At 44.7% G+C, this 26,308-nt stretch carries 21 protein-coding genes, 1 other RNA gene, 1 pseudogene and 1 other annotated feature; all 23 genes and pseudogenes read right to left on the reverse strand.

What is annotated here, in order from left to right:
- Window positions 1–72 precede the first annotated feature (72 nt).
- The 23 genes and pseudogenes from B5F18_RS06365 to B5F18_RS06475 all read right to left on the reverse strand — a co-directional run bounded on the left by B5F18_RS06365 (window position 73) and on the right by B5F18_RS06475 (window position 26,057).
- Window positions 73–831 (reverse strand): acyl-CoA dehydratase activase, encoded by a 759-nt coding sequence (locus B5F18_RS06365; protein ID WP_087156839.1) that lies wholly within the window; start codon window positions 829–831, stop codon window positions 73–75.
- Window positions 832–849: 18 nt separating this feature from the next.
- Window positions 850–2,001: a double-cubane-cluster-containing anaerobic reductase gene (locus tag B5F18_RS06370; protein WP_087156840.1), complete on the reverse strand. Its 1,152-nt coding sequence runs from the start codon at window positions 1,999–2,001 to the stop codon at window positions 850–852.
- 192 nt (window positions 2,002–2,193) lie between these two features.
- Window positions 2,194–2,570, reverse strand: a pseudogene (locus tag B5F18_RS12985) (ABC transporter ATP-binding protein); the annotation flags it as partial.
- A 15-nt stretch (window positions 2,571–2,585) separates the two neighbouring features.
- The gene (gene queA / locus B5F18_RS06380) at window positions 2,586–3,611 is read right to left on the reverse strand and encodes a tRNA preQ1(34) S-adenosylmethionine ribosyltransferase-isomerase QueA (protein WP_087156881.1); all 1,026 of its coding nucleotides are present in this window, start codon (window positions 3,609–3,611) and stop codon (window positions 2,586–2,588) included.
- Between the two features lie 100 nt (window positions 3,612–3,711).
- Window positions 3,712–6,129 carry a phenylalanine--tRNA ligase subunit beta gene (pheT, locus tag B5F18_RS06385; RefSeq protein ID WP_087156841.1) on the reverse strand — a complete coding sequence of 806 codons (2,418 nt, stop codon included), beginning with the start codon at window positions 6,127–6,129 and terminating at the stop codon, window positions 3,712–3,714.
- A 21-nt stretch (window positions 6,130–6,150) separates the two neighbouring features.
- Window positions 6,151–7,170, reverse strand: a complete 1,020-nt coding sequence (gene pheS, locus B5F18_RS06390; protein ID WP_087156842.1) for a phenylalanine--tRNA ligase subunit alpha — start codon at window positions 7,168–7,170, stop codon at window positions 6,151–6,153.
- Between the two features lie 257 nt (window positions 7,171–7,427).
- Window positions 7,428–7,654 (reverse strand) — a binding site (T-box leader).
- Window positions 7,655–7,699: 45 nt separating this feature from the next.
- Complete coding sequence (locus B5F18_RS06395) at window positions 7,700–8,539, reverse strand: YihY/virulence factor BrkB family protein (protein ID WP_087156843.1); 840 nt, start codon at window positions 8,537–8,539, stop codon at window positions 7,700–7,702.
- Between the two features lie 51 nt (window positions 8,540–8,590).
- A complete protein-coding gene (locus B5F18_RS06400) occupies window positions 8,591–9,892 on the reverse strand; it encodes a SpoIID/LytB domain-containing protein (RefSeq protein WP_087156844.1) in 1,302 nt (433 codons plus the stop codon).
- A gap of 99 nt (window positions 9,893–9,991) precedes the next feature.
- Window positions 9,992–10,172, reverse strand: a non-coding RNA gene (gene ssrS / locus B5F18_RS06405) — 6S RNA.
- Between the two features lie 47 nt (window positions 10,173–10,219).
- On the reverse strand, window positions 10,220–12,427 hold the full coding sequence (locus tag B5F18_RS06410) for a transglutaminase-like domain-containing protein (RefSeq protein WP_162607552.1): 2,208 nt from the start codon (window positions 12,425–12,427) through the stop codon (window positions 10,220–10,222).
- Window positions 12,428–12,453: 26 nt separating this feature from the next.
- On the reverse strand, window positions 12,454–13,539 hold the full coding sequence (locus B5F18_RS06415; protein ID WP_087156846.1) for a DUF58 domain-containing protein: 1,086 nt from the start codon (window positions 13,537–13,539) through the stop codon (window positions 12,454–12,456).
- Window positions 13,536–14,486, reverse strand: a complete 951-nt coding sequence (locus tag B5F18_RS06420; RefSeq protein WP_087156847.1) for an AAA family ATPase — start codon at window positions 14,484–14,486, stop codon at window positions 13,536–13,538. The genes B5F18_RS06415 and B5F18_RS06420 overlap by 4 nt, the downstream gene beginning before the upstream one ends.
- A 103-nt stretch (window positions 14,487–14,589) precedes the next feature.
- Complete coding sequence (locus tag B5F18_RS06425) at window positions 14,590–15,768, reverse strand: ABC transporter permease subunit (protein ID WP_087156848.1); 1,179 nt, start codon at window positions 15,766–15,768, stop codon at window positions 14,590–14,592.
- Entirely contained in the window at window positions 15,765–16,637 is an 873-nt protein-coding gene (locus B5F18_RS06430) for an ABC transporter ATP-binding protein (RefSeq protein ID WP_087156849.1), read from the reverse strand. The genes B5F18_RS06425 and B5F18_RS06430 overlap by 4 nt, the downstream gene beginning before the upstream one ends.
- Entirely contained in the window at window positions 16,625–17,347 is a 723-nt protein-coding gene (locus B5F18_RS06435) for a hypothetical protein (protein ID WP_087156850.1), read from the reverse strand. Before B5F18_RS06435 ends, B5F18_RS06430 begins: the two co-directional genes overlap by 13 nt.
- A gap of 1 nt (window position 17,348) precedes the next feature.
- Window positions 17,349–17,801 (reverse strand): RNA polymerase sigma factor, encoded by a 453-nt coding sequence (locus B5F18_RS06440; protein ID WP_087156851.1) that lies wholly within the window; start codon window positions 17,799–17,801, stop codon window positions 17,349–17,351.
- 178 nt (window positions 17,802–17,979) lie between these two features.
- The gene (locus tag B5F18_RS06445) at window positions 17,980–18,378 is read right to left on the reverse strand and encodes a cytidine deaminase (RefSeq protein WP_087156852.1); all 399 of its coding nucleotides are present in this window, start codon (window positions 18,376–18,378) and stop codon (window positions 17,980–17,982) included.
- A 24-nt stretch (window positions 18,379–18,402) separates the two neighbouring features.
- Window positions 18,403–18,747, reverse strand: coding sequence for a hypothetical protein (locus B5F18_RS06450; RefSeq protein ID WP_087156853.1), 345 nt, complete (start codon window positions 18,745–18,747; stop codon window positions 18,403–18,405).
- 19 nt (window positions 18,748–18,766) lie between these two features.
- Complete coding sequence (thrC, locus tag B5F18_RS06455) at window positions 18,767–20,254, reverse strand: threonine synthase (RefSeq protein WP_087156854.1); 1,488 nt, start codon at window positions 20,252–20,254, stop codon at window positions 18,767–18,769.
- 113 nt (window positions 20,255–20,367) lie between these two features.
- A complete protein-coding gene (locus tag B5F18_RS06460) occupies window positions 20,368–21,651 on the reverse strand; it encodes a Na+/H+ antiporter NhaC family protein (protein WP_087156855.1) in 1,284 nt (427 codons plus the stop codon).
- A 199-nt stretch (window positions 21,652–21,850) separates the two neighbouring features.
- Window positions 21,851–22,348 (reverse strand): 3-isopropylmalate dehydratase small subunit, encoded by a 498-nt coding sequence (gene leuD / locus B5F18_RS06465; protein WP_087156856.1) that lies wholly within the window; start codon window positions 22,346–22,348, stop codon window positions 21,851–21,853.
- The gene (gene leuC / locus B5F18_RS06470; protein WP_087156857.1) at window positions 22,348–23,622 is read right to left on the reverse strand and encodes a 3-isopropylmalate dehydratase large subunit; all 1,275 of its coding nucleotides are present in this window, start codon (window positions 23,620–23,622) and stop codon (window positions 22,348–22,350) included. Before leuC ends, leuD begins: the two co-directional genes overlap by 1 nt.
- A gap of 23 nt (window positions 23,623–23,645) precedes the next feature.
- Window positions 23,646–26,057, reverse strand: coding sequence for a thioester domain-containing protein (locus tag B5F18_RS06475; protein ID WP_143468379.1), 2,412 nt, complete (start codon window positions 26,055–26,057; stop codon window positions 23,646–23,648).
- Between the last annotated feature and the right edge of the window lie 251 nt (window positions 26,058–26,308).

A 26,308-nucleotide genomic window follows, 5' to 3' on the forward strand; every position in this document is an offset into this window, starting at 1 on the left:
TTTTTTGCATATTTGTACGCATTTCAACAAAAAAATACCGCAGAATGTCAAATTCCATTCTGCGGTATTTTTCTACTTTTTCTCCTGTGCGAGCAACGCTGCCCCAAGTGCACCTGCATATCTTCCAAACTCTGTAGGCTGCACTTTCTGTCCCAGTTTTTCAGAAAGTCTTTCTGCAAAATACAAATTGTCGCTCAATCCTCCTGTTACAATCACCTGCCCGGGCAAATGTTTCCGCTGGCATAACTGTGCCACCTTGACAGCCACGGAATCCACGACCCCTGCTGCGATATCTTCTCTTTTCTTTCCCTCTCCAATATAATTGATAATCTCGGATTCTGCAAATACAGTGCACAACGAACTGATCGGAAGAACTTCTCCGTTTTGAGCCAACTCAAACAGCTCTGCCAAAGTAACGCCAAGCCTGTTCGCCATAATCTCCAGGAATTTTCCGGTTCCTGCGGAACATTTATCATTCATGAGAAAATCCTGCACCATCCCCTGTTCCACTAAAATCACTTTGGTGTCTTGACCTCCCACATCCACGATCGCACAGTCTCCACCGAAAAGTTCCCGGCCTCCTCTTGCATGGCAGGTGATCTCAGTGATCACATGGTCTGCAAAATCCACGGCCACTCTCCCGTATCCGGTGGCCACTACCTTTGCATTCTGCCCCTCCACATCAATTTCCTCGCTCAACAGCTTTTCTTTGATCTGTCCTGCAGTTTCTTTACTGCTCCAACCAGTTGGAAGGACAAAATACAGCTCCTTGTCACCTCTTACCACAACTTTTGATGCAGTGGAGCCGATATCAATCCCTATATAATTCATCTTGTCATTTCTCCTATATTACAGCATCTCGATAAACGCTGCGATTCTTGTGTTCAGCTGTCCGATGTCTGCCTGAGAATAGTCAGTCTCCACATTGATGTACGGAATATGTTTCTTCTCATTGACAAATCTTCGGATTCCAAATGACTCTACATTGTATGTATGGCATGCCTGCAGAGTCATCTCCACCACACCGTCCACCTGATATTCGTCGATCAGCCTTCCCAAAAGCTCCAATCTGTTCGGGTTTGGCGTCATGACAGAGCATCCGATATTCAGATATCTTCTTGCAAGGGCATCGTACACATCCGGGTTGTCCTCATCCACCAGCTTGTCAATGGATTTGGCGCCATTACAATTTTCAAACGTCACCACGATTCCACCGTTTTCCTCCACAGCCCGGATGATTTTTTCTGTTGCTCCTCCTACCGGACATCCGGTGATCAAGATCCTCGGCTTTTTCTCCTCCATTTTTCCTTCTTTGTACTCCAAAAGAATTTTTTCCACAAGAGCATCCACCTCTCCTGGGATCAATGAACGGTCAAATTTAAAGGTGCTGCCATAGAGAACCTTAAACAAGTCATATCCTTTTATCGGAACCGGATCCAGTTTCATCACCTCATATAGTTTCCGCAAAGACTTTCTTCCCTCATTGTTGATGTGTACTGCCTCTCTTATCTTTTCTTCGGTTATGGTCGTATTGAATTTCTTCTCCAGATATTCTTTAAACTTAATAATCTCACTCTTCCAAAGTTTCAATGCCTCTTGGCTCTGTGAATTTGGAAGTTCCATGACAAAAACATCCTTAAATTCAGACATATACTCATACATTTTTTTCTTTCCGTCACAGGTTGTCTCCCCGACCACCACATCGGAAAAATAAAAAAACGGACATTTGTCTGTTCTGGCAAATCCATAGCTGGATTTGATAAGCGGACATAGATTTTTCGGCAGTTCCTTTTCCGCCTCCATGATGGTCTCGTCCGATGTGGAACAAAGCCCCACTGTGGCAGCCCCCATGGCCATCGCTATCTCCTGCGGAAAGTAGGTGCAGTACGCCCCCACGACCGGTATCCCTTTATCTTTTAACTTTTTCACTTCCAAAAAGGAATTTTTTCTCTGTTCCGCAAATTCTTCAAACACTTCCGGTAACTCTTTGATCACTTCCATTGCACTATCCTCCGTTTCACTTTTTCAACATTTCTATTGTATCATTTGCCCTTTTTTATGGATAATTGAAAAAAATGATAAAGAGTTTAATTTATTGATATTTTCTATAATTATAAATCTCTTTTTGTGAAAATGATGCACCCTGCCCCTGATAGAGGAACACTGATTCCAAGCAGCACAAGACACGGTATCCACGATCCTTCCCTGGCGGATGATCGCGGTCCTGTCACACGTTCTCTCCACCTCGTCGAAAATGTGGGAGGACATCAAAATCGTTGTCTCTCTCTTTTTCTCCTCCAAAACAAGCTCCACAAACCGATTTTGCATCAGAGGATCCAGACCGCTCGTCGGCTCATCCAAAATAAGTACCTGTAGATTTCCCATAAATGCAGTGATAAGCCCGATTTTCTGTTTTATTCCTTTGGACATTTTTCTGATTTTGCCCCTGCACCGTTCGGAACAAGATACCCAAAGACCTCCCCTTTTTGCACACAAAAATCAATATCAAAAACGCCTCGGTTTCCTCCAAAATCTTTTGTCACATGGGAAAGTTCAATGACATGCTCCATAATCAACCGATCCTTTTATACTATAAACATCGCATCCCCAAAGCTGAAAAAACGATATCTTTCCTCCACAGCCTTTTCATACGCTGCGAGTACATGCTCCCGCCCTGCCAGGGCTGACACGAGCATGATAAGTGTGGACTCCGGCAGATGGAAATTGGTGATCAGGCAGTCCAGCACTTTGAACTGGTATCCCGGATAGATGAAAATATCTGTCCATCCACTGCACTCCTTCAATCGACCGTTCTCATCCGCTGCGGACTCGATCGTGCGGCAGCTCGTTGTCCCAACTGCAATGATCCGTTTTCCGTTGTCTTTTGCGCGGTTGATCTTCTCTGCCTCGCTTGCCTCAATCTGATAAAATTCCGAGTGCATGTGATGTTCCAAAATATTCTCCACCTTCACTGGCCGGAAAGTTCCAAGTCCTACATGGAGGGTCACATGGGCGATGTCCACACCCTTTGTTTCAATCTCTTTTAAAAGCTCCGGCGTAAAATGCAGACCTGCTGTCGGCGCTGCAGCGGATCCGGAATGTTTTGCGTATACAGTCTGATAGCGGTTTTTGTCCTCCAGCTGATGTGTGATGTAAGGCGGAAGCGGCATCTGGCCAAGTTTATCTAAAATCTCCTCGAAAATCCCCTCATAGGAAAACCGGATCAGGCGGTTTCCTTCCTCCACAATATCCAGTACTTCAGCCATCAAAAGGCCGTCTCCAAAAGAAATTTTCGTCCCTGGCTTTGCTTTCTTTCCAGGTTTTACAAGCGTTTCCCACACATCGTTCTCTTTTCTCTTTAACAGCAGGATCTCAATTTTCGCATCCGTTCCCACCTTGGCTCCGATCAGCCTTGCAGGAATCACCTTCGTGTCATTGATGACAAGGCAGTCTCCTGGGTTTAAATAGTTCACGATTTCTCTGAATATATGGTGTTCCATCTCTCCTGTCTCTTTGTTTAACACAAGCAGTCTTGATCCGGAGCGGTCTTCTAATGGATCCTGCGCGATCAGTTCCTCTGGCAGATCAAAATAAAAATCTTCCCTTTTCAGCATGATTATCCTCTCTTCTTCCATATACAGAACCAGGGCGCCGTATTTTGCGGCACCCCGATCCTTTTCTCTCAATTTTGCGTATGCTATTGTCTCACAATTACTGGCGAAGTTCAATACCAAGTTCTTCCAAAGCCTTTAAAATACGGTTCATAGAAGCCGTCACATCCGCCTCTTCAAGGGTTTTGTCCTTTGCGCGGAATACAATAGAATATGCCACGGACTTGAATCCTTTTTTAATCTGTTCTCCCTCATAAATGTCAAACAGCTCATAGCTTTCAAGGTAAACGCCACCCTTATCCTCGATGATCTCCTCTACCTGGCCTACCAAAATTTCTTTTGGCATCACCATGCTGATATCCCTTGTTACAGCCGGATACTTTGCAAGTCCCTGATATTTTCTGTCAAAAGTCGCAAGCTCCACTATTTTTGGCATGTCTATCACAGCCACATATGCTCTTGTTCCGATTCCATATGTCTTTGCAACTGTCGGATGCACTTCTCCAATATATCCGACAACCACGCCGTCATAAACTACATTTGCCTGTCTTCCCGGATGCAGATACGGTTTGCCCGAATTCGGCTCATAAGTCTCTTTTTTGTGCATTCCAATTTTGTCAAAGAATTCCTCCACAACGCCCTTCATGTCAAAGAAATCTCCTTCTCCGTACATACCAAGCGTAAACTGCATCCTCTCTTCCGGAAGCTGTGTCAATGGCAGCTGTTTTGGAAGATAAATGTTTCCAAGCTCATACAGACGGACATTTTTGTTTCTGCGGTTATAGTTTGTCGCAAGGGACGTCAGCATTCCATTGAGTGATATAGTCCTCATGATACTATAATCCTCCCCAAGAGGGTTGGAAATCTGTACTGCTTTTCTAAGATCGGAATCTTCCGGGATCAAAAGCTTGTCAAATACTTTCGGGCTCTCAAAAGAATAAGTCATTCCCTGGCTGAAACCACAAAACTCTGCGATATCTCTTGCCACTTCTTCCACTCTCAGTTTGAAGGACAGTTTTCCGGTTGTGGCCTCTCCCGTAGGAAGGGTTGTCGGGATATTGTCATATCCGTAAAATCTCGCCACTTCCTCCGCAAGATCCGCTGTTCTCAAAAGATCCTGACGGAATGTCGGGACAATGATCTCCTGTGCATCTGCATCATATTCAAGATCAATCTTTTCAAAATATCCAAGCATCTGCTCTTTGGAAATATCCGTTCCAAGAAGAGCATTGATTTTTTCCGGCTCAAATGCAAGGCGTACCGGCTCTTTTTTCTTAGGATATACATCCACAGTTCCGCCCACAACTTCTCCGGCACCCAACTCCTCGATCAGCTGGCACGCACGGTCGATTGCTGCTTTTGCGTTGTTCGGGTCAAGCCCTTTTTCGAATTTTCCGGAAGCGTCTGTGCGAAGTCCTACTTTTTTACTGGAAAGACGGATGTTCACGCCGTCAAAGCACGCAGCTTCAAAAAGCACCGTCTTTACATTATCTGTGATCATAGAGTTCTCTCCTCCCATGATCCCAGCAAGTCCCACCGGTTTCTCTCCGTCGCAGATCATCAGGACTGTATCATCCACTTCTCTCTCCTGGCCGTCCAACGTCACAAACTTATCGCCTTTCCCTGCTGTCTTTACGATGATCTCATGTCCGGTGATCGTATCCAGATCGTACGCATGCATTGGCTGTCCAAATTCTTCCATGACATAGTTTGTGATGTCCACCAGGTTATTGATCGGACGGATTCCAACACTTGCAAGTCTTCTCTGCATCCATTTTGGAGACGGAGCGATTTTGATATTTTTGACTACCCTTGCACAGTAACGCGGACAAAGCTCTTCGTTTTCCACAGTCACTTTAATATAGTCATGGGCATCCTCTTCATTCCCTGTCTCTTTTACAACCGGCGGACAGAATTTCTTTCCGAATGTGGCAGCCGCCTCTCTTGCCAATCCTATCACGCTGAAACAATCGACACGGTTGGACGTGATCTCATATTCAAACACAACGTCATGAAGTCCCAGTGCCTCGATTGCACTCCCACCTACTTTGGCGTCCTCATCAAAAATGTAGATACCATACTCCGGCGACTCCGGATACATATCCTTTGTGCTGCCAAGTTCTTCGATAGAGCACATCATACCAAAACTTTCCACACCGCGAAGTTTTCCTTTTTTTATCTTCACACCGCCTGGTGTTTTCTTTCCGTCATGGCCTCCTGCCACACGTCCGCCGTCCAGAACAACCGGCACTTTATCTCCTTCTTTTACATTTGGAGCGCCCGTGACGATCTGAACGACCTCATTTCCCACATTCACCTGGCAAATGATCAGCTTATCTGCATCTGGATGTTTCTCAATCTTTTCAATCTGGCCGATGACGATCTTCTCTAAATCCGCGTCCAGCACTTCATACCCCTCCACTTTGGATCCGGAGAGCGTCATCGCATCCGTATATTCCTGCGCTGTCACGTCCAAATCCGGCACATACGCTTTTATCCATGATAATGATGTATTCATAGTCTCTTACTTCCCCTTTCCCTAGAACTGTTTTAAAAATCTGATGTCGTTCTCATACAACAGTCTCATATCGTCAATCTCGTATTTCAGAAGCGCGATTCGTTCGAGTCCTACTCCAAATGCAAATCCTGTGTACTCATTCGGGTCAATTCCGCACATCTCCAGTACATGCGGATGTACCATACCGCATCCAAGTATTTCGATCCAGCCGGACCCTTTACAAAAACGGCATCCCTTTCCCCCGCATTTGAAACAGCTTACATCCACCTCTGCGCTTGGCTCTGTAAACGGAAAATGATGCGGACGGAATTTTGTCTTTGTCTCAGGCCCAAACAGCTCTTTTGCAAATTCCTCCAGTGTTCCTTTCAAATCCGCAAAAGTAATGTTTTTGTCAATGACAAGCCCTTCGATCTGATGGAAAGACGGAGAATGTGTCGCATCCACCTCATCGGAGCGGAACACTCTTCCAGGTGCGATCATACGAATCGGGAGTTTTCCCTGCTCCATAACACGTGCCTGAACCGGTGACGTCTGTGTGCGCAGCACAATATCCTTTGTAATGTAGAAGGTATCCTGCTCGTCTTTTGCCGGATGACCTTCCGGAATATTCAGTTTTTCAAAGTTGTATAAGTCGTACTCTACTTCCGGTCCTTCCACAACCTCATATCCCATGCCGATGAAGATACGTTCCACCTCTTCCAGAGCGATCGTGTTCGGATGCCTGTGCCCTACCAGGTTTTTCTTGGCAGGAAGTGTCACATCGATCACTTCTTCTTTCAGTTTTTCCTCCAGAATCTTTTCCTCCATCTGCTTTTTTGTCTCTTCCAGTGCAGTCTCAATTTCAGCCCGGACTTCATTCACCATCTGGCCGACCTTTGGCCTGTCCTCCTTTGCCACATCCTTCATGGATTTCAGCACTGCCGTAAGTTCCCCTTTTTTTCCGAGATACTTTACCCGCACATCATTCAGTTTTTCCGGTGCATCAGACTCTTTGATCTGTCTTATGGCCTCTTCTTTGATGCTCTGCAACTTTTCATTCATCTTTTTAACCTCCATCACTTATCTATTTCTTACGAAAAACATTCCTCTTAGAAGTCGCCGGACTTACCTATAGAAGAACAAAGTGGACAAGCCCACTTCAACTCCCCCTCCCCTCACTCATGAGGGGCCCTCCACTTTGTGCGCCGCCGCAACACCGCAGAGCGGTAAACGCCCCTTTTGCGGCGTGTGCACCCTCAAGGAGGGTTTTGTTCTATAGGAAATCGAAATTTTCTATAGAATAAAAAAAGCCCCGCCCCCAAAGGGACGAAGCAATATTCCGTGGTACCACCCTATTTCCTGTCCTTGGACAGGCTCTTTCCTATGCGTAACGTGCATTCATCCGTCCCGGTCTACTCGTCTTTTCAACCGGGCGACTCCTGTGGGAAATTCATATCCTGTCTGAACTAAAGGGAACTTTCAGCCCATGATTCCCCTCTCTGGAATTAGAATACAGGATCCTACTAAACACATTCATCGTCTTTTTCCAGTTCAATGATTCTTTAATATTCTATCATACCCTGCCTTCTTGTCAAGAATTTTCTTCCAAAATCCTTCTCTCTTCCAGAACGACATTGACCTCACCGCCAAGAAGCATCTCGTACATACAGAAATAGAACCAAAGCATTACAAGAACGATCGTTGTAAGACTGCCGTACATATCCGAAAATCCCTTGAACACATCCAAGTACACAGAAAAAATATAGGATGTGACAAGCCATCCAAGAGCAGTCACGACCGCTCCCGGAAACTGCCGAAGAAACAGCACCTTTTTTTCTCTTTTATGATTTGGCAAAAATTTATACATCAACATAGAAAACACGATCAGCACAAAGAATGCCATGATTGTCCTTATCTTTATAACAAACGCGATCACACTTTCCATGATCGGGTAATGATGGCTCAAAAACAGGGCAAGACTGTTTCCAAATACAAGCAAAAGAAGAGAAAGCAAGATCATGACTAAAAAGAGCAAGGTGTATAACATGGCTCTGATGCGCAAAAATACATAATTTCGTGTTTCCCCGATACCATAGACACTGTTAAGCCCTGTTGTCATGGAGAGTACACCTCTTCCTGCAGACCAAAGAGCTGTCAGCGATGTCAGCGGAATGATGGCCTTGGACTGATTATACACCTGATCTACTACAGACACCACAAGCTGGTTTACTGATTTTGGAAATACCTGGACAACAGCCTCCAGGACATTTGCTTTTGTGATCGGTGTATACTGGATCATTGTTAAAAGCAGCAACAGCAGCGGAATCAATGACAAAAGCATAAAAAAGGCAGACTGAGCAGCAAATGCACCTACACGATCTCCGCTTATTTTACGGATAAAATGCCGGATATTCTCATAAATTTTCCACATTTGACTTGTTCTCCCATAATTGATTTAGTCATCATACCATTATTTTCCATATTATTCAAGCCGTACATCCTGATAAAACAGACCTAAAATGTCCTGATAAGTCTTTCCGCTTTTTGCCATTTCATTTGCCCCATTCTGGCTCATACCAATGCCATGTCCATATCCCCCGCCTTCTATTTTATAGGCTCCGCCTTCTTTTTTGACAGTGAAAAAAGCGCTCGGAAGAAGAGAACCGCAGGATTTTGTGGAGCCATCCTGTTTTTGCACCGTATAATCTCCGGCCAGAGCTCTTCTGATTTTATTCTCCGTCTTCACTGTCACACTGCCTTTGTCCCCGGTTGCCACAATTTCCAGGGCAATATCTCCTGCCCCTCTTTTTGTCACCTCAATATTTTTAAGATTCCCAATATCCTTCTTTGTATTCAGGCTGATAAGATTGGACATCGTCTGTTCCGGAACAGATGCGCTCCACCGGTACCACGGCAGATCTTTTTCATAATCCTCTTTTCCGTCCGACACATCCACCCCGGCAAGATAGGCATTGGAATCGTTCTTTCCGCCCCAGGCATCCATATCTGTTGTGTTGCCGCAGGAAGTGGAATAATAATAGGCATTGACCACTTTTCCCTTGTATGTAAGCTTTTGTCCGCATGTCTCATCCACTGCCTGGTTGGCCCTTTCCTGCTCTGCGGAATTGTTGTACACCTGATAAGAGGTGCTGTCATCGATATTTGCCTCATATTCCGGATAAGACATGTTCTGGATCTGGCAGTAGGCATAGCTCCTTGCACACACTGCCTGACACTTCAGTGCCTCCAGCTCATATGAGGCAGGCATCTCGCTAGGCACAACTCCATAGAGGTACTGCTCCAGGGGAAGCTGGTTGACAACCGCGATTCCCTCAGCTGTTGCATACAGATCAAACTGTCCTCTGTAGGAAGGATTCCCGTATCCACGCTCCATAGAAAGGATCGTAATTTTATCCCCATCTTTGCCCTGTACCGTTACCTTGCCCTTGGAAAATCTGGTATCGTCCGGCTTTATAATGAACTCCTGCCCCCCTGCGATTTCCTCCGTCTTGTCCCCATACTTCACAACCAGACCTTTCTGGGCGCGCAAAGACAAAGATGAGTGTACTTCGTTTTGAAATCCCTGGGTTCGGATAAGCACCCTCACAGCAGGATTTTCTACCTCTTTTTTCTCTTCTTTTTGTTCCACCTCCACTTTCGCGGCAGGCTCTGCCTTTGTCTTTTCATCGGCGAGTAAAATATGTATCAAAAGAGCAGCCGAAACGATGCATGCAAACAGCCACAGCCACTCATAAGCTCTATTCCCCACTTTTTTCTTTTTCACTCTATCGTCCCCCTGTTTTCTTTTGCGCAAACCATTTACACCAACATCTTTCAGACGTTAAAAATGGCATAGCCAAAAGCTATGCCATCTTATCTTTTGTAATCCCCCAAAATGCCGGTTTCTGTATTTTGACTCCTAGCCGCTGCTAGGTGGGCAGCCGCATCTGCTTTTCTGTCTTCCACTACAAACGGAGGCCTGACATATTACAGAGATAATGAGCATCCCGTTTAAAGTATTGTAGGTTCAAAATTACAGAAGTTATCGAACATCCCAGGTTTTCTAAAATTATTATAGACTATAATGCACTATCTTTCAATGCTAAATTCGTCAAAAACCGAGCCACCATCTCAATTTTATCCTTTTTAGAACTGAAGATTCCGTGAATACCCCTTTTTTTAGTCTCTCCAAGTATCTCTCTATGTTAATATATTCTTCTTTTGTGATATTATCCCGACCAAAATTTGCCTTTTCGACGATTTCTTTTAAATCCCGAACCTCACTCACATCTGCCAGTTTTGCCCCTATGGTCCAGTATGCGTTTTCATTTTCTTTTTCCCTGACCAATCTGGATTTTCGCAAAAGCTCACAGCTTTCCAGAAATTTTAACCGGACTTTTTCATTGATTCCTGTCTCCTTTTTCGCTTTCCACCTGTTCCTCATAGAAATTTGATGGAGCTTTAAAAGAATAAGAAGAATGATGCTTGCAAATACCCCATAAAGAATATACGTCTTAACCGTGTTGGTCTCTTCTTTTTTTGTCTCTTCCTTTTCTGTCTCCCCGCTGTCCTCATTTGACTGCTTCTCGTTGCGATTTTGACCGGAAGAATCCGGCTTTTGTGCCGGCGACTGTACTGGTCCGGATGTAACAGCGGACTCCACTGCCCCGATTCCCGGAGTCACCTCCACGGGCACCCAGCCAAAGCCTTCCAGATAATATTCCGGCCATGCATGCGCTCTGGAATCCAGAACGCTCACGCTGTAATAACCAAAATCATAATCATTGTCATTGACCATATATACAAATGTATCTTCAAATGCATCTGCGGATACTTTATATCCTGAGACAAATCTTGCCGGAATACCATTCATGCGCATCAACATCACTGCGGCGGACGCATAATGTACACAATATCCTTCTTTGTTTTCCAAAAGAAAATAGGAAATGGCATCCCACCCCTTTGGAGTTCTGCCTGGACTCAAAGTATAATTTGTCTCCTCCGCAAGATAATCTCTGATATTGTTGATGGTTGCGATATCATTTCTGGCCCCCACCTCTTCTGCAATATCCGACAAATCTTCTCTTAAATACTCCGGAACATCCAGATACACATCTTCCACATAATTTTCATACTCTCTTAACAGCCTGCTCTTTTCCTCTGTATCTACATCCCGGACATCTTCCATAGGCACAAAATCTATATTGTACTGTCTTTTTACTTCCTGGGTGCTCCCTCCGAACAGGACATCGGAACTTCTGCTGTCGCGTTTGATCCCTTCCACATATCCGTCCCGGACCAAATCATCCTGCCTCCGATATTTACTGTAATACGGCATATACTGGTATTTTAAAGAAGCATGGTTCACTTCGATCTCCATGACTTTCTCTGCCGCATCTTCAGCAGCTTTTTCAAATGTGATATTTTTCAATTCCCTAGCATCGCTTTGTGAGAACTGCATTCCAAACTCCATACCACTTTGCTGTTTCCATTCATTATTATCATATCTGGAACCCACAAATCCCTGCAGAAAAATATCATCCGTTGGCTTATCTCTTAGTATCAAGGTCAAATCCACAAATCCCCTGTACTCAATTCTGTCCACCTCTCCAATCTTTCCGTCGCTGACACCGCCTGAGGCCACGATCTCCCTGTCCTCCCCAAAAATCTCTGTCCGGATCCATGTCTGCAGATTATCCATGTAGGACTGACCTCTTTGCACGAACGGGTAAATAACAAAACTTCCCACTAAACCCACTCCAAAGACAATCGCTGCTGCCCACAGTTTCTTTTTCGTCTCTTCGATGATCACAAAGCCAAGATACAGTACCGCTCCTATCTCCATATGAAAACCCGGACTCAAACCCACAAGAAACGGCAAAAGGAAAAATAAAAGCACCGGAATGTGGATCATGGACCGCACAACCTTCCATTTTCCCCTGTAGGAGATCACCAGCCCATACAAAAGAAGAATTGCCAGTCCCCCTAACAGCTCGCTCTCTTCTATCTTTACACTCTCCAAAACACCGCCTTCATAATAACTTGCAGCAATCCTTCCTATGCACTCCAAAACTTCTCTTATACCAGAAATGGCAAACACAGACACTGCAGCTGCCACAAACGCCACATAGAAACCCAGAAAAAGAACTCGCTTCTTCCCTTTTATAAATTGCAGAAGTATCCAGATCATAAGGAGAAGTACAACTACGATCGCCGCAGGATACGAATAGCCCTTCGCCGGGATTTCCACTCCAAGCACGCTCGCCATGGATGCAGCGCAGATAAACATTCCCGCACATACCCGGAATATATAAAACATACCAAATTTTCTTTCTTGTCCCATCATTACAATTCCAGCACCCATCCTTCCAGTTTTTCTTCTAAATTGTTCTGGTCAAATTTTATGCGCTCTTCTCCCCCTGCTTTTATATGCAATCCTTCTGTCAGCACAAGAAATCTACAATCATCACCAGGATAGGTTTCCTTCCATATTCGCTCTGCATCGTTGGTAATAGAAAAGAGTTCCTCATCCAAAAATGCAAACAGCATTGTATAGCAGGATTCCTCATCTGACACAAGAAAGCGGTTCATCCCTTTTTCCTGCAGATTCCAGGCCACAAAAAACGGCTCTCCTCTCTCCACAAGTCCTAAAACTACAGATGCCAGTAAAGTGTAAAAAGCATCTGCCCGCTCTCCGGTCTTGATCTCCTCATCCTTTTCGATCAAAAGAGCCATAGACGCACTGATCGGAAGACTGAATTCTTTCACATAGAGCTCGTCCTCCCTTGCGGTGATCTTCCAGTGGATTCTGGAAATCTTATCCCCATACCGATACGGACGCACATCAAAAATTTCCGCGGGATCATCTCCAGGTTTTACTTTGGAATATTCGCTGGAATCCAAAAGAGTCTCTGTTTTTTGGAATCCCCCTTCCACCTGGACCGGCATCTGTTTTGGCAGTACCACGATCTTCTCCTGAACATTTGTCTTTTTCCTGATGCGGATAAGCCCAACAGGCCCTGTGAAGGAATACTTTAAAACTTCCATTTTGAGATGACCGCTCCATATTACTTTGACTGAGATGGAATTTGCTCTGCCTGCAGGCACTTTCATACTTTTCTTCTTTCCCTTTTTCCGCCCAAAACTCACGCTTTCTCTCCACTGCACTTTTATCCCTTCCAGATATTTCGAGAAAGGCCCGCTCATTTTCCACTCCAAAAATACCTCGTCTCCTTTTGTGACAACTTCCTTTCCCGGCCGTATAAAAAAATCTGCCCGGGTGTTCCAGGCGGCGAATATAAGAAAAAGAAATTCCACCAAAGGAGCGGCAAGGACAACAGCCAAAAACCATTTCCCCTCATCCCAGTTATACATGGCATTGAGGTACAAAAGAGCAAGGACCATGGCAATATAAAGAATTCTTCGTCTCATCTTTTATCCTTTCCCATTTGAAATGTCTTTGGCATCTGCGTATTTTTCAAAATTTCATCCAATATCTTTTCCGAAGGCATACCGGCTGCTCTGGCCCTCGCATTTCTTCTGACTCTGTGAACAGAAACATCCGGGAAAATGCTCGCCACGTCTTTTGGGGTACAGTAACTGCGCCCGCAAAGATAAGCGATGGCTTTTCCCATTTTGGCAAGAGCAATAGTCCCCCTTGGGCTTAGTCCAAGCTCCAGCATCGGATGCTCTCTTGTGGCCTTTACAAGACTTCCGATATACTCGTAAACTCTGTCGTGGATAAATACACCCCCGGCATCTTCCTGCATTTCCAAAAGCTCCTCTTTTGTAGACACTTCCTCTACTTTGTCCACTCCTCGCGACTGAACATTTCCTTTTACGATCTCAAGCTCATCTTCAATGTCCGGGTATCCCATGGAGATGCTGATCAAAAAACGGTCCAGCTGGGATTCCGGTAGCATCTGTGTACCCGCAGAGCCGATCGGGTTTTCCGTAGCAATGACAACAAATGGTCTTGGCACTTCTCTCGTAATTCCATCCACAGACACCTGCCCCTCTTCCATAACCTCCAAAAGTGCAGACTGTGTCTTAGGAGACGTTCTGTTGAGCTCGTCCGCCAAAAAAAGATTACACATGACTGCTCCAGGGTGATAATGAAAGGCCTTCTCCTCTCTGTCATAAAAAGAAAAACCTGTGATATCTCCCGGGAGTACATCCGGGGTAAACTGCATTCTCTTCTGCTCCATCCCCATGCTCTTTGCAAATGCGAGAGCAAGCGTTGTCTTACCGACTCCCGGGATGTCCTCTATCAAAATGTGGCCTCCTGCCACCATGGCTGCCAAAACTTTCACAATACACTCATCCTTTCCGATGACTGCTTTTTTTACTTCTGCGATAATTGATTCCACTTTTCCCATAAAATAATCCCCTTATATGTTTTAAATAGTGTATACATTTTAACATATAAAGGGATATCTTTTCATTATATTTTCCGTTTTCCACGCCTAATTTAAGAAACTTTTAAGAAACCTGTCTTCTCACATACATTTTTCGCGCCACCAATATCAATATGGCAGCAATGAGCAAATAGCACACCGGTCCATAAAGATATGCCGGTATAAAATCATCTCCAAATTTTAAAAGCTGGTCTGCAAAAGTATTCCCGTACGTCCCAAAACAACCAGGAAAAACATTGGCAATCAGCATAAGCCAGTGGACATTCTCCGGCAAAATAGAGGCAAATGATGGGAGAAACGCTAAAATAATACCGATCACCGATGTTGCAAACGAAGATTTCAGCTTAAAAGAGAAAAGAAGCATCAAAAGTCCAACCATACACGAGGAGAGAACGCCGCATCCAATACAAACTGCCACAGACTGCGCAATGCTGAATGGAAATACAGATGCAGACAGATTCCAGATCTGCTGCATTGGAAGGGGTGCATCTCCCATTCCGTACATGACGAGCTGCTCGATCAACACTGCCACGTAAAGGATGAAGGAGGTGACTGCTGCAAATGTAATTCCGGTTATCATTTTGGCCGCAAACAGATGTCCTCTTCCATATTGGGATGACAAGATGAGCGCATCTGTTTTTGTCTTGACTTCCTCCGCAAACATTGGAGCCAGGCAAATGACAAGAAAGATCGCGATGATCATCATTGTCGATACCTGCAGGGCATGGAAACGGCTGTATCCTTCATTGTAGGCGTATTCCATCGGCCGCTCTGTCTTTTCATCCAGGGAGAACAAATATGCTTTTTCCCCTTCACTTAACTTTTTTCCTTCAAACAACTCTTCCAGCCGCTCTCTTCTCACCGTTTCCTGACTTTTTTCAGGAACAATGGGAAAATATAAAAAAGAATCCAGCATCAGCCGGTATGGCATATACTCTTCGTATTCTGCCTTCCAGTTTTTTGGTGTCAATACAGTATTATCGTGCTCCTCCTGTTTCTCCAAAGCATCCCACATCGTCTCATCATCCATTTTCCTGCCTTTTATGGACTCCCCGGCTTTTCTCTCCATAGCAAGATATTCAGACTGGGTACTGACTTCTACATCATCTAATTTTATGCTGCCCCATGCCATCATACTGCCGGTCAGAAGCAAAAGGAAAAGCACACTCACAAAACAGATCGGCACTGATTTTCGTTTCCAAAGTTTCATATATTCATACTTGATCAGCTGCATGGTCTTCAAATCATTTTCCTCCCCTCTTCATTGAAATAGTACAGATACAGATCTTCCAGCACTGCATCCACTTCTTTTGCATCCTCGCACGGTTTCCCTTCCCCTGCAAGGCGCAAAAATACACCGCCTTTTTCCTCCCGGATATTGATCAATGCATATGTTCCCATCAGTTTCTCTGCTTCTTGGCGCTCCACTTTGCACTCCCACACTTTTCCTTTGATGACCTTTATGATTTCTTCCAAAGAGCCGGAGTGGATGATCTTTCCGTCTTTCATGACAAGAATCTCATCGGCAATGTATTCCACGTCTGATACAATATGTGTAGACAAAAAAATGATCCTGTCTTTTTTCAATCTTGATATCATATTCCGGAAGACAACTCTCTCTTTTGGATCCAGACCCGCAGTCGGCTCATCCAAGATCAAAAGTTTCGGATTGTTTAAAAGTGCCTGGGCAATACCAAGCCTTTGTTTCATTCCCCCGGAAAACGTTTTGATCTTCTTTTTTGCCACATCATTTAGATGGACCAGTTCCAAAAGCTGTGCCGCCTTTACTTTTGCCTGGGCTTTTTGCATTCCTTTTAGCGCTGCAAGGTACATTAAAAACTCCTGGGCTGTAAAATTGGGATAATAGCCAAAATCCTGTGGAAGATACCCAAGATTTGCCCTGTAATTTTCACTGGACACCGCATCGCCATCCAGGCTGATCTCCCCTGTATCCATGCCGATCACCCCGGCCATCATACGAAGAAGTGTTGTCTTTCCGGCTCCGTTTGCACCTAGAAGTCCATAAATCCCCGAACTCATTTTCAAACTTACCCTGTCAACTGCGATTTTGTTTTTAAACTGTTTTGTCACTCTGTCAATTATAAATTCCATGCCATTTCCCCCATCTGCTCTTTTAATTTTTTCACCTGCACTCCAATTCCCACACACAGAATGATACAGCACAGGAATGCTCCCCCTTCTTTTTCAATTCCGGGCAGCACATCAAAAACAATGCCGAACACCTGATAGCCCACACTCATGAACACGCTGACTGCCAGACAGTACCAGATCGTATTTTTTCCATCTTTCACCCTTGCAATGAAAAGGGACAAAAAGGTGGTCACAAGAAATGGGAGCATCAAATAGAGCACAACCTGCAGCACATGAAGATTCTCCATCCCTGCAAGTACAATACACACGGGGATAAAAAGCAGCACATCCAGGGAACCTAAAATCCCGATTCTTGCCAATATGATCTCCTCCAGTCTGTGCCTTGTGCTAAGCTCCAATTCCATCATATGAAAGCTCCTTGATCTGGCGGATTCTCTGGCGATGATGAGTACCCAAAACGGCATGCAGACGGCAAATGACCTTAAAAACACAAACCCTCCGCCCGGCAAAATGGATCGCCCGGCTGCGGCTGCCATGATAAATAGCAGCAGCGAAAATATCCAAGATGACTTCTGTATATATCCCGCCTGCGTGAAAACAAATTCCCCTATCCCCATATCTGCATAACTAAATTGTCCCAGAAATTCTTCTTTCCGCTTTGGCTTGGGCGGCTGAAAATATGTCTCTAGTTCCTTTTGATATTTTTTCACATCATACGCCTCCTTCCAGCTTCTTTTTCAGCAATTCCAATATCTCCTTTTCTTTCCGGTACAAGGAGAATCGGGAAATGCCCAGCACTTTTGCAAGTTCTCCCGTTCGCAGACCATCCACATATTTCAAAAGCAGTATCTCCTGCTGCTCCTTTTGAAGACGTCCGACCGCCTCATACAAATCCATGTATTCGGCAAGATCGTCCAAAGGCCTTACTTCTCCTTCTTTCTCCTTTTTCTCTTCCTCTTTAGTTTTTCTGTAGTGATCAATACAAAGATTGCGCGCAATCGTATACAGGTACGCCATTTCCTGGACACGGATACGGACTCCTTCCTGTCGGTAATAACGAAAGAATGTTTCCTGAGTCAAATCTTCTGCCAAATATTGGTCTTTCACGTGAAAATAGCAGTAGCGGTATATTTTGTCATATTGTTCCTCAAGTGTTATGGCCATCTGGAAACCTCCTTTCACTATGTATAACGGATGGGATCTTTTTTTGTGCGGTAAAAAATAATTTTTTTTTAATTTTTAAAAAGAAGGGGAAGTCCAAAAGACTTTTCTATAAAATAAAAAACCTCCAGAACGGTAAGCTCATGTTAATCACTTCCGCCCTGAAGGGGATATCTCTTCTTTACAATTGAAATGCATACGGTAGAAACTCCTTTAAGCATTTTATCTTCAAATGCTCCTCGTCCTCCCCGCAGACAATCTGAAATGTTTCCGCATCACAGAATTCTGCCATGACCTGCCTGCATACTCCACAGGGTGTACACATGACGAGCGTTTCCCTGCCTCCTGCAATGGCAATCATCTTGAACTTTCTTTTTCCTTCAGACACTGCTTTATAAAACGCAGTCCTCTCTGCACAGTTCGTCGGACTGTACGCTGCATTTTCAATATTGCAGCCCGTATATATACTCCCGTCCTCACATAACAGAGCAGCCCCTACCCGGAAACCGGAATAAGGGCTGTATGCATGTTCTCTGGCTTTGACTGCTTTTAAAAATAGTTCTTTTTCCACAGACTGCATCCTGTTCTCCTCTACTTTTTATATCTAAAAAAACTCTTCGAGCATTTTCTTTGACTCTTTTGAATACCAAACAAAAGCTGCGAAGAGGATGATCGTAATCACCCACTCCAGGATTCCATTGTATATTGTCAGCTGATTTATGATTTCCAAAACCGCATATCCGATGGCACATCCCGCCATAATGCGCACTCTTGGTACAGCCCTTTGGATAAATCCCTTTTCGTTTTTGCAGTGTTTTCCTCTCACATCGGAGCTGAGCAGCAAAGGTCTTTCCACTTTACCGCTCTTTTTCATCTGAGCTGAGGAAACAATGAGATAAATTCCGACAGCCAGACAGATAACATCCAGAACAATGGTAAAACCACCCATATCTTTCTCCTCTTTCTGACTAGATTCCTAATATTTTTTCAACACAGTCTTTCATCTCATCCACTTTACATTCTCTTGTATGCCGAATGGATGCTGACATGATCTCCCGGACTGCCTCCGGGATTTTTGTCTTTGAAACCTTTGAAAGATCATTGGCCAACTCAAGATCCTCGCTGTTCTCATATTCAGGGTTTATGGCCGTCATGACACTTTTCATAAATTTATACGGGCTTGCCGTCGATGCGATCACAGTCTTACTTGTGTCACCTGAATCCTTCTTATACTGCTCTGCCGCGAAAGCAGCCACTGCTGTGTGAGTATCAATCACATATCCAGTATCTTCATAGAGTTCTTTGATCATCCCAGCAACCTGTTCTTCCGTTGCGTATCCTGCCGTAAAATCGGCAAATTCTTCTCTCACGGAGTCCGGAAGCGTATACCTGCCTTCCTCTTTCAGTTCTTCCATCCATCTCTTAGTCGCTTTATCGTCTCTTCTGGATGCCAGGTAGACCAAACGCTCCAGGTTGCTGGAGATCAGGATATCCATGGACGGTGAACTTGTGAGAATGAACTCTCTGTTTTTGTCATAAACACCGGTTCCGAAGAAATCGTACAGAACCTTATTTTCATTTGATGCACAGATCAATCTGCCAATCGGTGTCCCGATTTTCTTTGCCAGGTAAGCAGCAAGGATATTGCCAAAGTTTCCGGTCGGCACGACCACGTTGATCTTTTCGCCTTCTGCAATCTCTTTTTTCTGCAAAAGTTTAGCGTAAGTATAAACATAATAGACGATCTGCGGCACAAGCCGTCCGATATTGATAGAATTTGCGGAAGAGAACTGGTATCCTGCCTCATTCATCTTCACTTCGAGCTCTTTGTCCGCAAGAAGCTGTTTCACGCCTGTCTGCGCGTTGTCAAAATTGCCGTGAATGGCAACTACGGATGTATTCTCCCCCTTTTGGGTCACCATCTGCAGTTTCTGCACCTCACTTACCCCGTCTTTTGGATAGAAAACAATAATCTTTGTTCCCTTTACATCTGCAAAACCTGCAAGCGCTGCCTTTCCCGTATCACCGGATGTGGCTGTCAAAATAACAATATCGTTTTTGATATGCTGCTTTTTCGCGGCTGTTGTCATCAGATAAGGAAGGATAGACAGTGCCATATCTTTAAATGCGATGGTCGGCCCATGAAACAGTTCCAGATAATAATTGTCCCCTGCCTTTACCAACGGCGCAATCTCTTTTGTATCAAATTTATCATCGTATGCTTTGTCTATACATTCTTTCAGTTCTTCCTCTGTATAGTCTGACAGAAACAGTTTCATAACTTCATAGGCTATCTCCTGATAGGACATCCCTTTCAATGTTTCAAACGGTACATCCAGCACTGGAATCTCCTCAGGAACATACAGTCCTCCGTCTCTGGAAATTCCTCTGAGCACTGCCTCTGATGCGCTTACTTTTTCCTCGTTATTTCTTGTACTTTGATATAGCATTTCCACCCTTTCCTTCCTTTTGTCTATTTTCCATTATAGTTAGAGATTATAACACAGGGGAAACCAATTAGCAAATTGATTTTCCCCTGCGAAAAACATTTGTCCTCCAAAGACAGACATTATTTTGATTTTTTTAATAAGATAAAACAAAGCGCACTGACTCCCATCAATATTGGATAGTACAAATAAGGCATGATCTCAAACGGAGTCAGTTTCGTAAGGCTGGCCGCTGATAAAAGCTGCGCTCCATAGGGAATAAGTCCCTGTCCTACGGATGTGAAAATATCCAGAAGTGATGCCGAGCATTTCGGCGGTATCTTAAACTCTTCGCTCACCTCTTTTGCGATCGGCCCAGCGATGACGATAGCCACTGTGTTGTTTGCCGTACACATATCCACCAAAAGTGCAAGACCTGCAATGCCAAGTTCTCCGCCTTTGCTGCCCTTGATCTTGGATTTGATAACATAAAGAATGAACTGGATTCCTCCGTATTCTTTTACCAAAGATACAATACAGGCAACCACAATGGAGATCACTGTGATATCATACATTCCTTTCACGCCGTCTCCGATAACGGTGAAAATCTCTCCCATCGCCATGCTGCCTGTTGCCACCCCAACGATCACAGATAAGACTGTGCCTCCAATGAGCACAAGAAACACATTGATTCCAATCAGGGCACCTGCAAGCACCAAGATATAAGGAAGTATCTTCCAGAGACTGTAATCCAAAGACTGCGTGATCTCAAAACTTCCGTTTCTTGTAATCAAAAAGAAGATAACAATTGTCACAATGGCTGCCGGAAGGACAATTAAAAAGTTTGCCTTGAACTTATCCTTCATCTCACATCCCTGTGTCTTTACTGCTGCAATCGTTGTGTCCGATATCATGGACAGGTTGTCCCCGAACATTGCGCCGCACACAACCGCCCCGATACAGATTGCCATGGAAAATCCGGTCTTCTCGCTGATTCCCACTGCTATCGGCGCCAGCGCTGCGATTGTACCCATGGATGTGCCCATGGAGACAGAAATAAAGCACCCTATCACAAAAAGCCCTACGACTGCAATGTTGGAAGGCAAAATGGAGAGTCCGAAATTGACTGTACTGTCCACACCACCGGCAGCTGTCACAGCACCGGAAAATCCTCCTGCACAGAGAAAGATCAGGCACATCGTGATAATATTTTCATCTCCAATCCCTTTTGCAACGATCTGCATTTTTTTCTGAAACCCAAGTTTGCGATTCTGAATAAAAGCCACAAACAAAGCGATCAAAAAACCTACAATTGCCGGCATAGAGTCAAAATTTCCCGTAACAATTCCAGAGCCCAGGAAAATAACAAGGAAAACTCCTATGGGCAGAAGTGCTCTAAGACGCCCTTTTTCATTCGTTTTCTGCATTTACGCACTCCTCTCTTTTGCATTTTCTGCTTACACGAAGTAAGAGTTGACGCTATTTTACCATACCTCTCTGTCCCGCGCTACCTTTAATCTTTACCAGTTGTACTCTGTCCCCATAAAAATGATTTAATAAAACCGTCTCTCAGTTTTGTCCTACAAAATAGGGACGTCAATTTTGACGTCCCGTCTTCTGCTTACTCTATTTTTCTTTTCTCTTACTGTTAGTATAATTTACAAGCCCTTCTGCTTTGATAATTTTTTGCATGAATTCCGGGAACGGCTGTCCCATAAACTCTGTTCCTTTTGTGCGATTGTATATTTTTCCAGTGTCGAAATCCACTTCCACCTCATCGCCTGCTTCAATTCCTTTCGCAGCTTCCGGACATTCGATGATCGGAAGTCCGATGTTGATGGCGTTGCGGTAAAAAATTCTTGCAAAAGTCTCAGCAATGACACAACTGACTCCTGCTGCCTTCAGGCAAAGCGGTGCATGTTCTCTGGATGAACCACATCCAAAGTTCTTATTTGCCACGATCAGATCACCCGGACGGACCTTATTCGCAAATTCCGGGTCTATATCAACCATCGCATGGCTTGCAAGCTCCTTTGCGTCAAAGGAATTCAGATACCGTGCCGGAATGATGACATCTGTGTCTACGTTGTCTCCATATTTGAATACTCTTCCCAATGCTTTCATTATCTGTCACCTACTTTCTCTGGATTTGCGATATATCCTGCAATTGCGCTTGCAGCTGCCACTTCCGGGGATGCCAGATAGATCAGAGAATCTACATGCCCCATCCTTCCTACAAAGTTGCGGTTTGTGGTAGAAACACATTTCTCCCCTGCTGCCAGAACGCCCATATGGCCTCCCATACACGGTCCGCAGCTTGGTGTGGAGAACGCACATCCCGCATCGATAAAGATGTCCACCAGACCTTCTTTAATGCACTCTTTGTAAATTTTCTGTGTGGCCGGAAGAACGATCACCCTCACATCCGGATGTACGGTGTGTCCTTTGAGCACAGCCGCAGCTTTTCTCATGTCTTCCATCCTTCCATTTGTACAGGAACCGATCACAACCTGGTCGATCTTGATCGGGTCCATCTTCTCGACCTCATCGATCGTCTTCGCATTTCCAGGAAGATGAGGAAATGCAACTGTAGGTCTTACTTCGGACAGATCGATCTCCACAATATCATCGTATACAGCGTCCTCATCTGCCTCATAAATTTGATATTTCTTTGCAGAATGCTCTTTGATATAATTTTCGGCAAGTTCATCCACAACGAAAATCCCGTTCTTTGCCCCTGCCTCAATGGCCATGTTCGCCATTGTAAAGCGGTCATCCATGGACAGATTTGCGATTCCGTCCCCTGTAAACTCCATGGATTTATACAAAGCTCCGTCAACACCGATTTTCCCGATAATGTGAAGGATAATGTCTTTTCCGCTCACATATGCGGACGGTTTTCCTTTCAGGACAAATTTGATGGCGCTTGGAACTTTAAACCAAAGCTCACCGGTGGCCATTCCGGTTGCGATGTCCGTAGTTCCAACCCCTGTGGAGAAAGCTCCGAGAGCCCCATATGTACATGTATGTGAATCTGCTCCGATAATACACTCTCCTGCAACCGTGATTCCGGACTCCGGAAGTATTGCATGCTCAATGCCCATTCTTCCGATTTCAAAATAGTGTTTCAATCCCTGTTTTTTTGCAAACTCCCGAATGGATTTTGAATTTTCTGCGGATTTGATATCTTTATTCGGTGTGAAGTGGTCCGGTACCAGTACAACTTTATCTTTGTCAAACACTTTGTCCGCCATCTGATAAAATACCGGTACAGCCATTGGCCCTGTAATATCGTTTGCCATCACCACATCCAGTTTCGCCTCTATCAGCTGCCCCGCTGATACAGATTCCAGTCCTGCGTGCGCAGCAAGAATTTTCTGTGTCATTGTCATTCCCATGATGACCGCCTCCTTGTATCTTTCTAGTCAAAAAAACCATTTACCTGGTTTCTTCGTTGTTTTCTGTGTGCTATTCTAACACACAACATTGCGGTAAAGCAAGAAAGAATCAAAGATAGGATAAGAAGATTCAAGGTTTCAAAATCTCCCGTATCCGGAATAAACACCCCTCCTTTTTCTTTTTTCTTTTCATTTTCCACACTTAGTTTCAGTTCTTCCTCATCTCCCGTGATTTCCACTGTGTAGGTTTTGTCTGTCAGCACATAATCTGAAAGCGTTTTTGTCTCTTTGACGTTGTATTTTCCTGGATAGAGCTCAGAAAGGTAGGCGTCCCCGTTCTTTCCGGTGACAAGAATTCCCACGACATCTCCTTTTTGCACTCTTATTGTCCCGTCCAAAGTAGCGATGCTCTCAGCCGCTGTCACCTCAAACTCTACTCCCTGCAGAGATTTTCCACTGTCTTTATCTGTTTTCTCCAATTTCAACCGCCCTTTTTTCGGGTCATTTGCGTACTCAATGACCAAAGCCTCCCCTTTTGTGTGCTCCGCGGTCACCGTAAACTTCAGCTTTTCGCCCAATTTATACCCTTCCGGCGGTTTTATCTCCTCCAGATAATAGTTACCCGGGGGCAGTTCCATCGGCAACAGGCAGGATCCGGTTTTGTCAGTTTCAAATACAGAAACTATTTTCCCATCCCTCTCATACTGCACTGGATCCTGTTTTTCATCCCGGATCTGGAACTGGATTCCTGCAGCCGGAATCACCTTTCCGGTCTCCGCATCCACCTTGATGATTTTGATGGCAGCCCTTGCCCTATCATTTTCCACGATGTAGGACAGTTTTTGCCCTTCTTTTCGTATTCTTATCTCAAAAGGCTCCATGGCACTGCATCCTTCCGGCGGATTTTTCTCCTCGACCATATACGTATCGTATGGGAGCCCTCCTCTTGCATTTCCAAGAGAGGATGTGTCCGCAAATCCATATTCATCCGTCACAATCTCATATACTTTCCCTGTCGTTTGGGATGTGATAGTGAAAATGATGCCTTGGAGAGGAGTCTTCCTTCCTCCGTATTTTTCGTCCTCCAGATACTTTGCGATCTCCAAGTCACCTCTTACAACCTGCTCATCCAATTGCAGGGTCACCTTCATTGGTTCCTCAAATGACTGATCCGGAATGGCAACACGATGAGCTGTTTCGTCCAACAGATACCCGTCCGGGCCTTTTATTTCCTTCACAACATATTGTCCTGCCGCCAGTTTCTGTACAAATGCCTGCCCCTGTTTGTCCAAACGGATTTCCCGGATAAACGAATCGGATTCTTTTGTATCCCCATCCTGATAGGCGCTGTCAAACAGACCGTACACCGTACCTTTAAATCCGTCCGCTCCGCCCTGGGGCGAGGAAAGTTTTGTCTCGCTGTCCCTCTTTTCTAAACTAAGACTTCCCTCCTGAGTGTAGACATCAAAGTAAAATTTCCGGTTTTCCACGGAAACTTTTGGCTCGCATACACCAAATCTTTGCAGGCTTTCATCACCATTCCAGTAGATAAAGCAGGATTTGAGCTCTTCTTTTTGATAACTCCCTTTGATGCGCTCTTTTCCTTGCAAAGGCTCCTTTGAAGATACAAGGATCCCTTCCCCGTTTACACGGACAGAAATTCCCTCCGGGCATTCATACCGACTCTCTTTTCCGATACCTCCTGCGTCCTCCAAAACAACCTCAAAACCGGCCTTTTCCTTTGACCAGGCGAGCTCATAGGCAGGAATTTCCCCTTCCTCTGCGGAAAAAATCGGATGACTTAAATATTTAGGTATCTCTTCTTTCAGCCACTGGTAGTACTCCCTTGCATGGTCTGCATCCTCCACACAGCTGATCAATTTGTTGGCTGCAATATCGGCTTTTCCTGTCCCAAAAATATCGCACATAATATTCCACACAACCGCCTGTGTAGCAGCATACTCTGCCTTTTCCACTGTATTGAGACTGTCTTTTCCACCGTGATAGCCGATGGAAAGGCATGCTTCCAGTCTGGATTTCCCGGGTTCCTTTAGCGTATCCAGAGTTTCACCGGTGATGATCGTCCCCGTGGTGGCTTTCTTCCCGTAGTCCAGACAATAAACACTGTATACCTCCCCTTCAAGAGTGTGGAGACGAATGTAATCCAATTCTTCAATTTTTCCAAGTCCGTAAATATTCCACTCCTCAATGACGGGAACATCCTTTATGGTCACAGGTTCTCCTTTCAGGTACAGACTTCCCTGTCCGCCCACCCCTGCTTTCCTGTTCTCTCTTCCGTCAGAAACCCGGACTCTCCCAGGCAAATTTCCTTTTTTTGCTGCTTCCAGGTTACGCACATTTTTCATTGGTATAACCGAAACTAAAAGGGCGAGTACCAGCGCAAAGCTTATCATTTTTCTTACTGTTCTTCTCATAAATTCTCCTTTCTCTATTCGTATTTTCCCCTCACTTTTCCTCTCTCCGAGTTTTGCCACACCCCCTTTTCCTTTTAATCTGTTACAATGGAATGCCGGGATAGAATCATCCCCTGAATTTAGATTTGCATTCTGATATGCATTTATATATTATCATAGTTATCACTATATGTCAATCAAACAAAACAGGAACAAAATGGGCAAGCACACTTCTACTCCCCCTTCCCCTCATTCATGAAGGCCCCTCCACT

Source organism: Lachnoclostridium sp. An181, from assembly GCF_002160325.1.
Taxonomy (GTDB): domain Bacteria; phylum Bacillota; class Clostridia; order Lachnospirales; family Lachnospiraceae; genus An181.

What these genes read in the sequence shown, in the direction of transcription:
- B5F18_RS06365 (WP_087156839.1), bottom strand. Translation starts at nt 831, where the DNA reads ATGAATTATATAGGGATTGATATCGGCTCCACTGCATCAAAAGTTGTG.
- B5F18_RS06370 (WP_087156840.1), bottom strand. Translation starts at nt 2,001, where the DNA reads ATGGAAGTGATCAAAGAGTTACCGGAAGTGTTTGAAGAATTTGCGGAA.
- pheT (WP_087156841.1), bottom strand. Translation starts at nt 6,129, where the DNA reads ATGAATACATCATTATCATGGATAAAAGCGTATGTGCCGGATTTGGAC.
- pheS (WP_087156842.1), bottom strand. Translation starts at nt 7,170, where the DNA reads ATGAATGAAAAGTTGCAGAGCATCAAAGAAGAGGCCATAAGACAGATC.
- B5F18_RS06395 (WP_087156843.1), bottom strand. Translation starts at nt 8,539, where the DNA reads ATGTGGAAAATTTATGAGAATATCCGGCATTTTATCCGTAAAATAAGC.
- B5F18_RS06410 (WP_162607552.1), bottom strand. Translation starts at nt 12,427, where the DNA reads ATGTTTTATATATTCCGGGTATGTGCGGGAATGTTTATCTGCGCTGCA.
- B5F18_RS06415 (WP_087156846.1), bottom strand. Translation starts at nt 13,539, where the DNA reads ATGAGACGAAGAATTCTTTATATTGCCATGGTCCTTGCTCTTTTGTAC.
- B5F18_RS06420 (WP_087156847.1), bottom strand. Translation starts at nt 14,486, where the DNA reads ATGGGAAAAGTGGAATCAATTATCGCAGAAGTAAAAAAAGCAGTCATC.
- B5F18_RS06430 (WP_087156849.1), bottom strand. Translation starts at nt 16,637, where the DNA reads ATGGAATTTATAATTGACAGAGTGACAAAACAGTTTAAAAACAAAATC.
- B5F18_RS06440 (WP_087156851.1), bottom strand. Translation starts at nt 17,801, where the DNA reads ATGGCCATAACACTTGAGGAACAATATGACAAAATATACCGCTACTGC.
- B5F18_RS06445 (WP_087156852.1), bottom strand. Translation starts at nt 18,378, where the DNA reads ATGCAGTCTGTGGAAAAAGAACTATTTTTAAAAGCAGTCAAAGCCAGA.
- B5F18_RS06450 (WP_087156853.1), bottom strand. Translation starts at nt 18,747, where the DNA reads ATGGGTGGTTTTACCATTGTTCTGGATGTTATCTGTCTGGCTGTCGGA.
- B5F18_RS06460 (WP_087156855.1), bottom strand. Translation starts at nt 21,651, where the DNA reads ATGCAGAAAACGAATGAAAAAGGGCGTCTTAGAGCACTTCTGCCCATA.
- leuD (WP_087156856.1), bottom strand. Translation starts at nt 22,348, where the DNA reads ATGAAAGCATTGGGAAGAGTATTCAAATATGGAGACAACGTAGACACA.
- leuC (WP_087156857.1), bottom strand. Translation starts at nt 23,622, where the DNA reads ATGGGAATGACAATGACACAGAAAATTCTTGCTGCGCACGCAGGACTG.
- B5F18_RS06475 (WP_143468379.1), bottom strand. Translation starts at nt 26,057, where the DNA reads ATGAGAAGAACAGTAAGAAAAATGATAAGCTTTGCGCTGGTACTCGCC.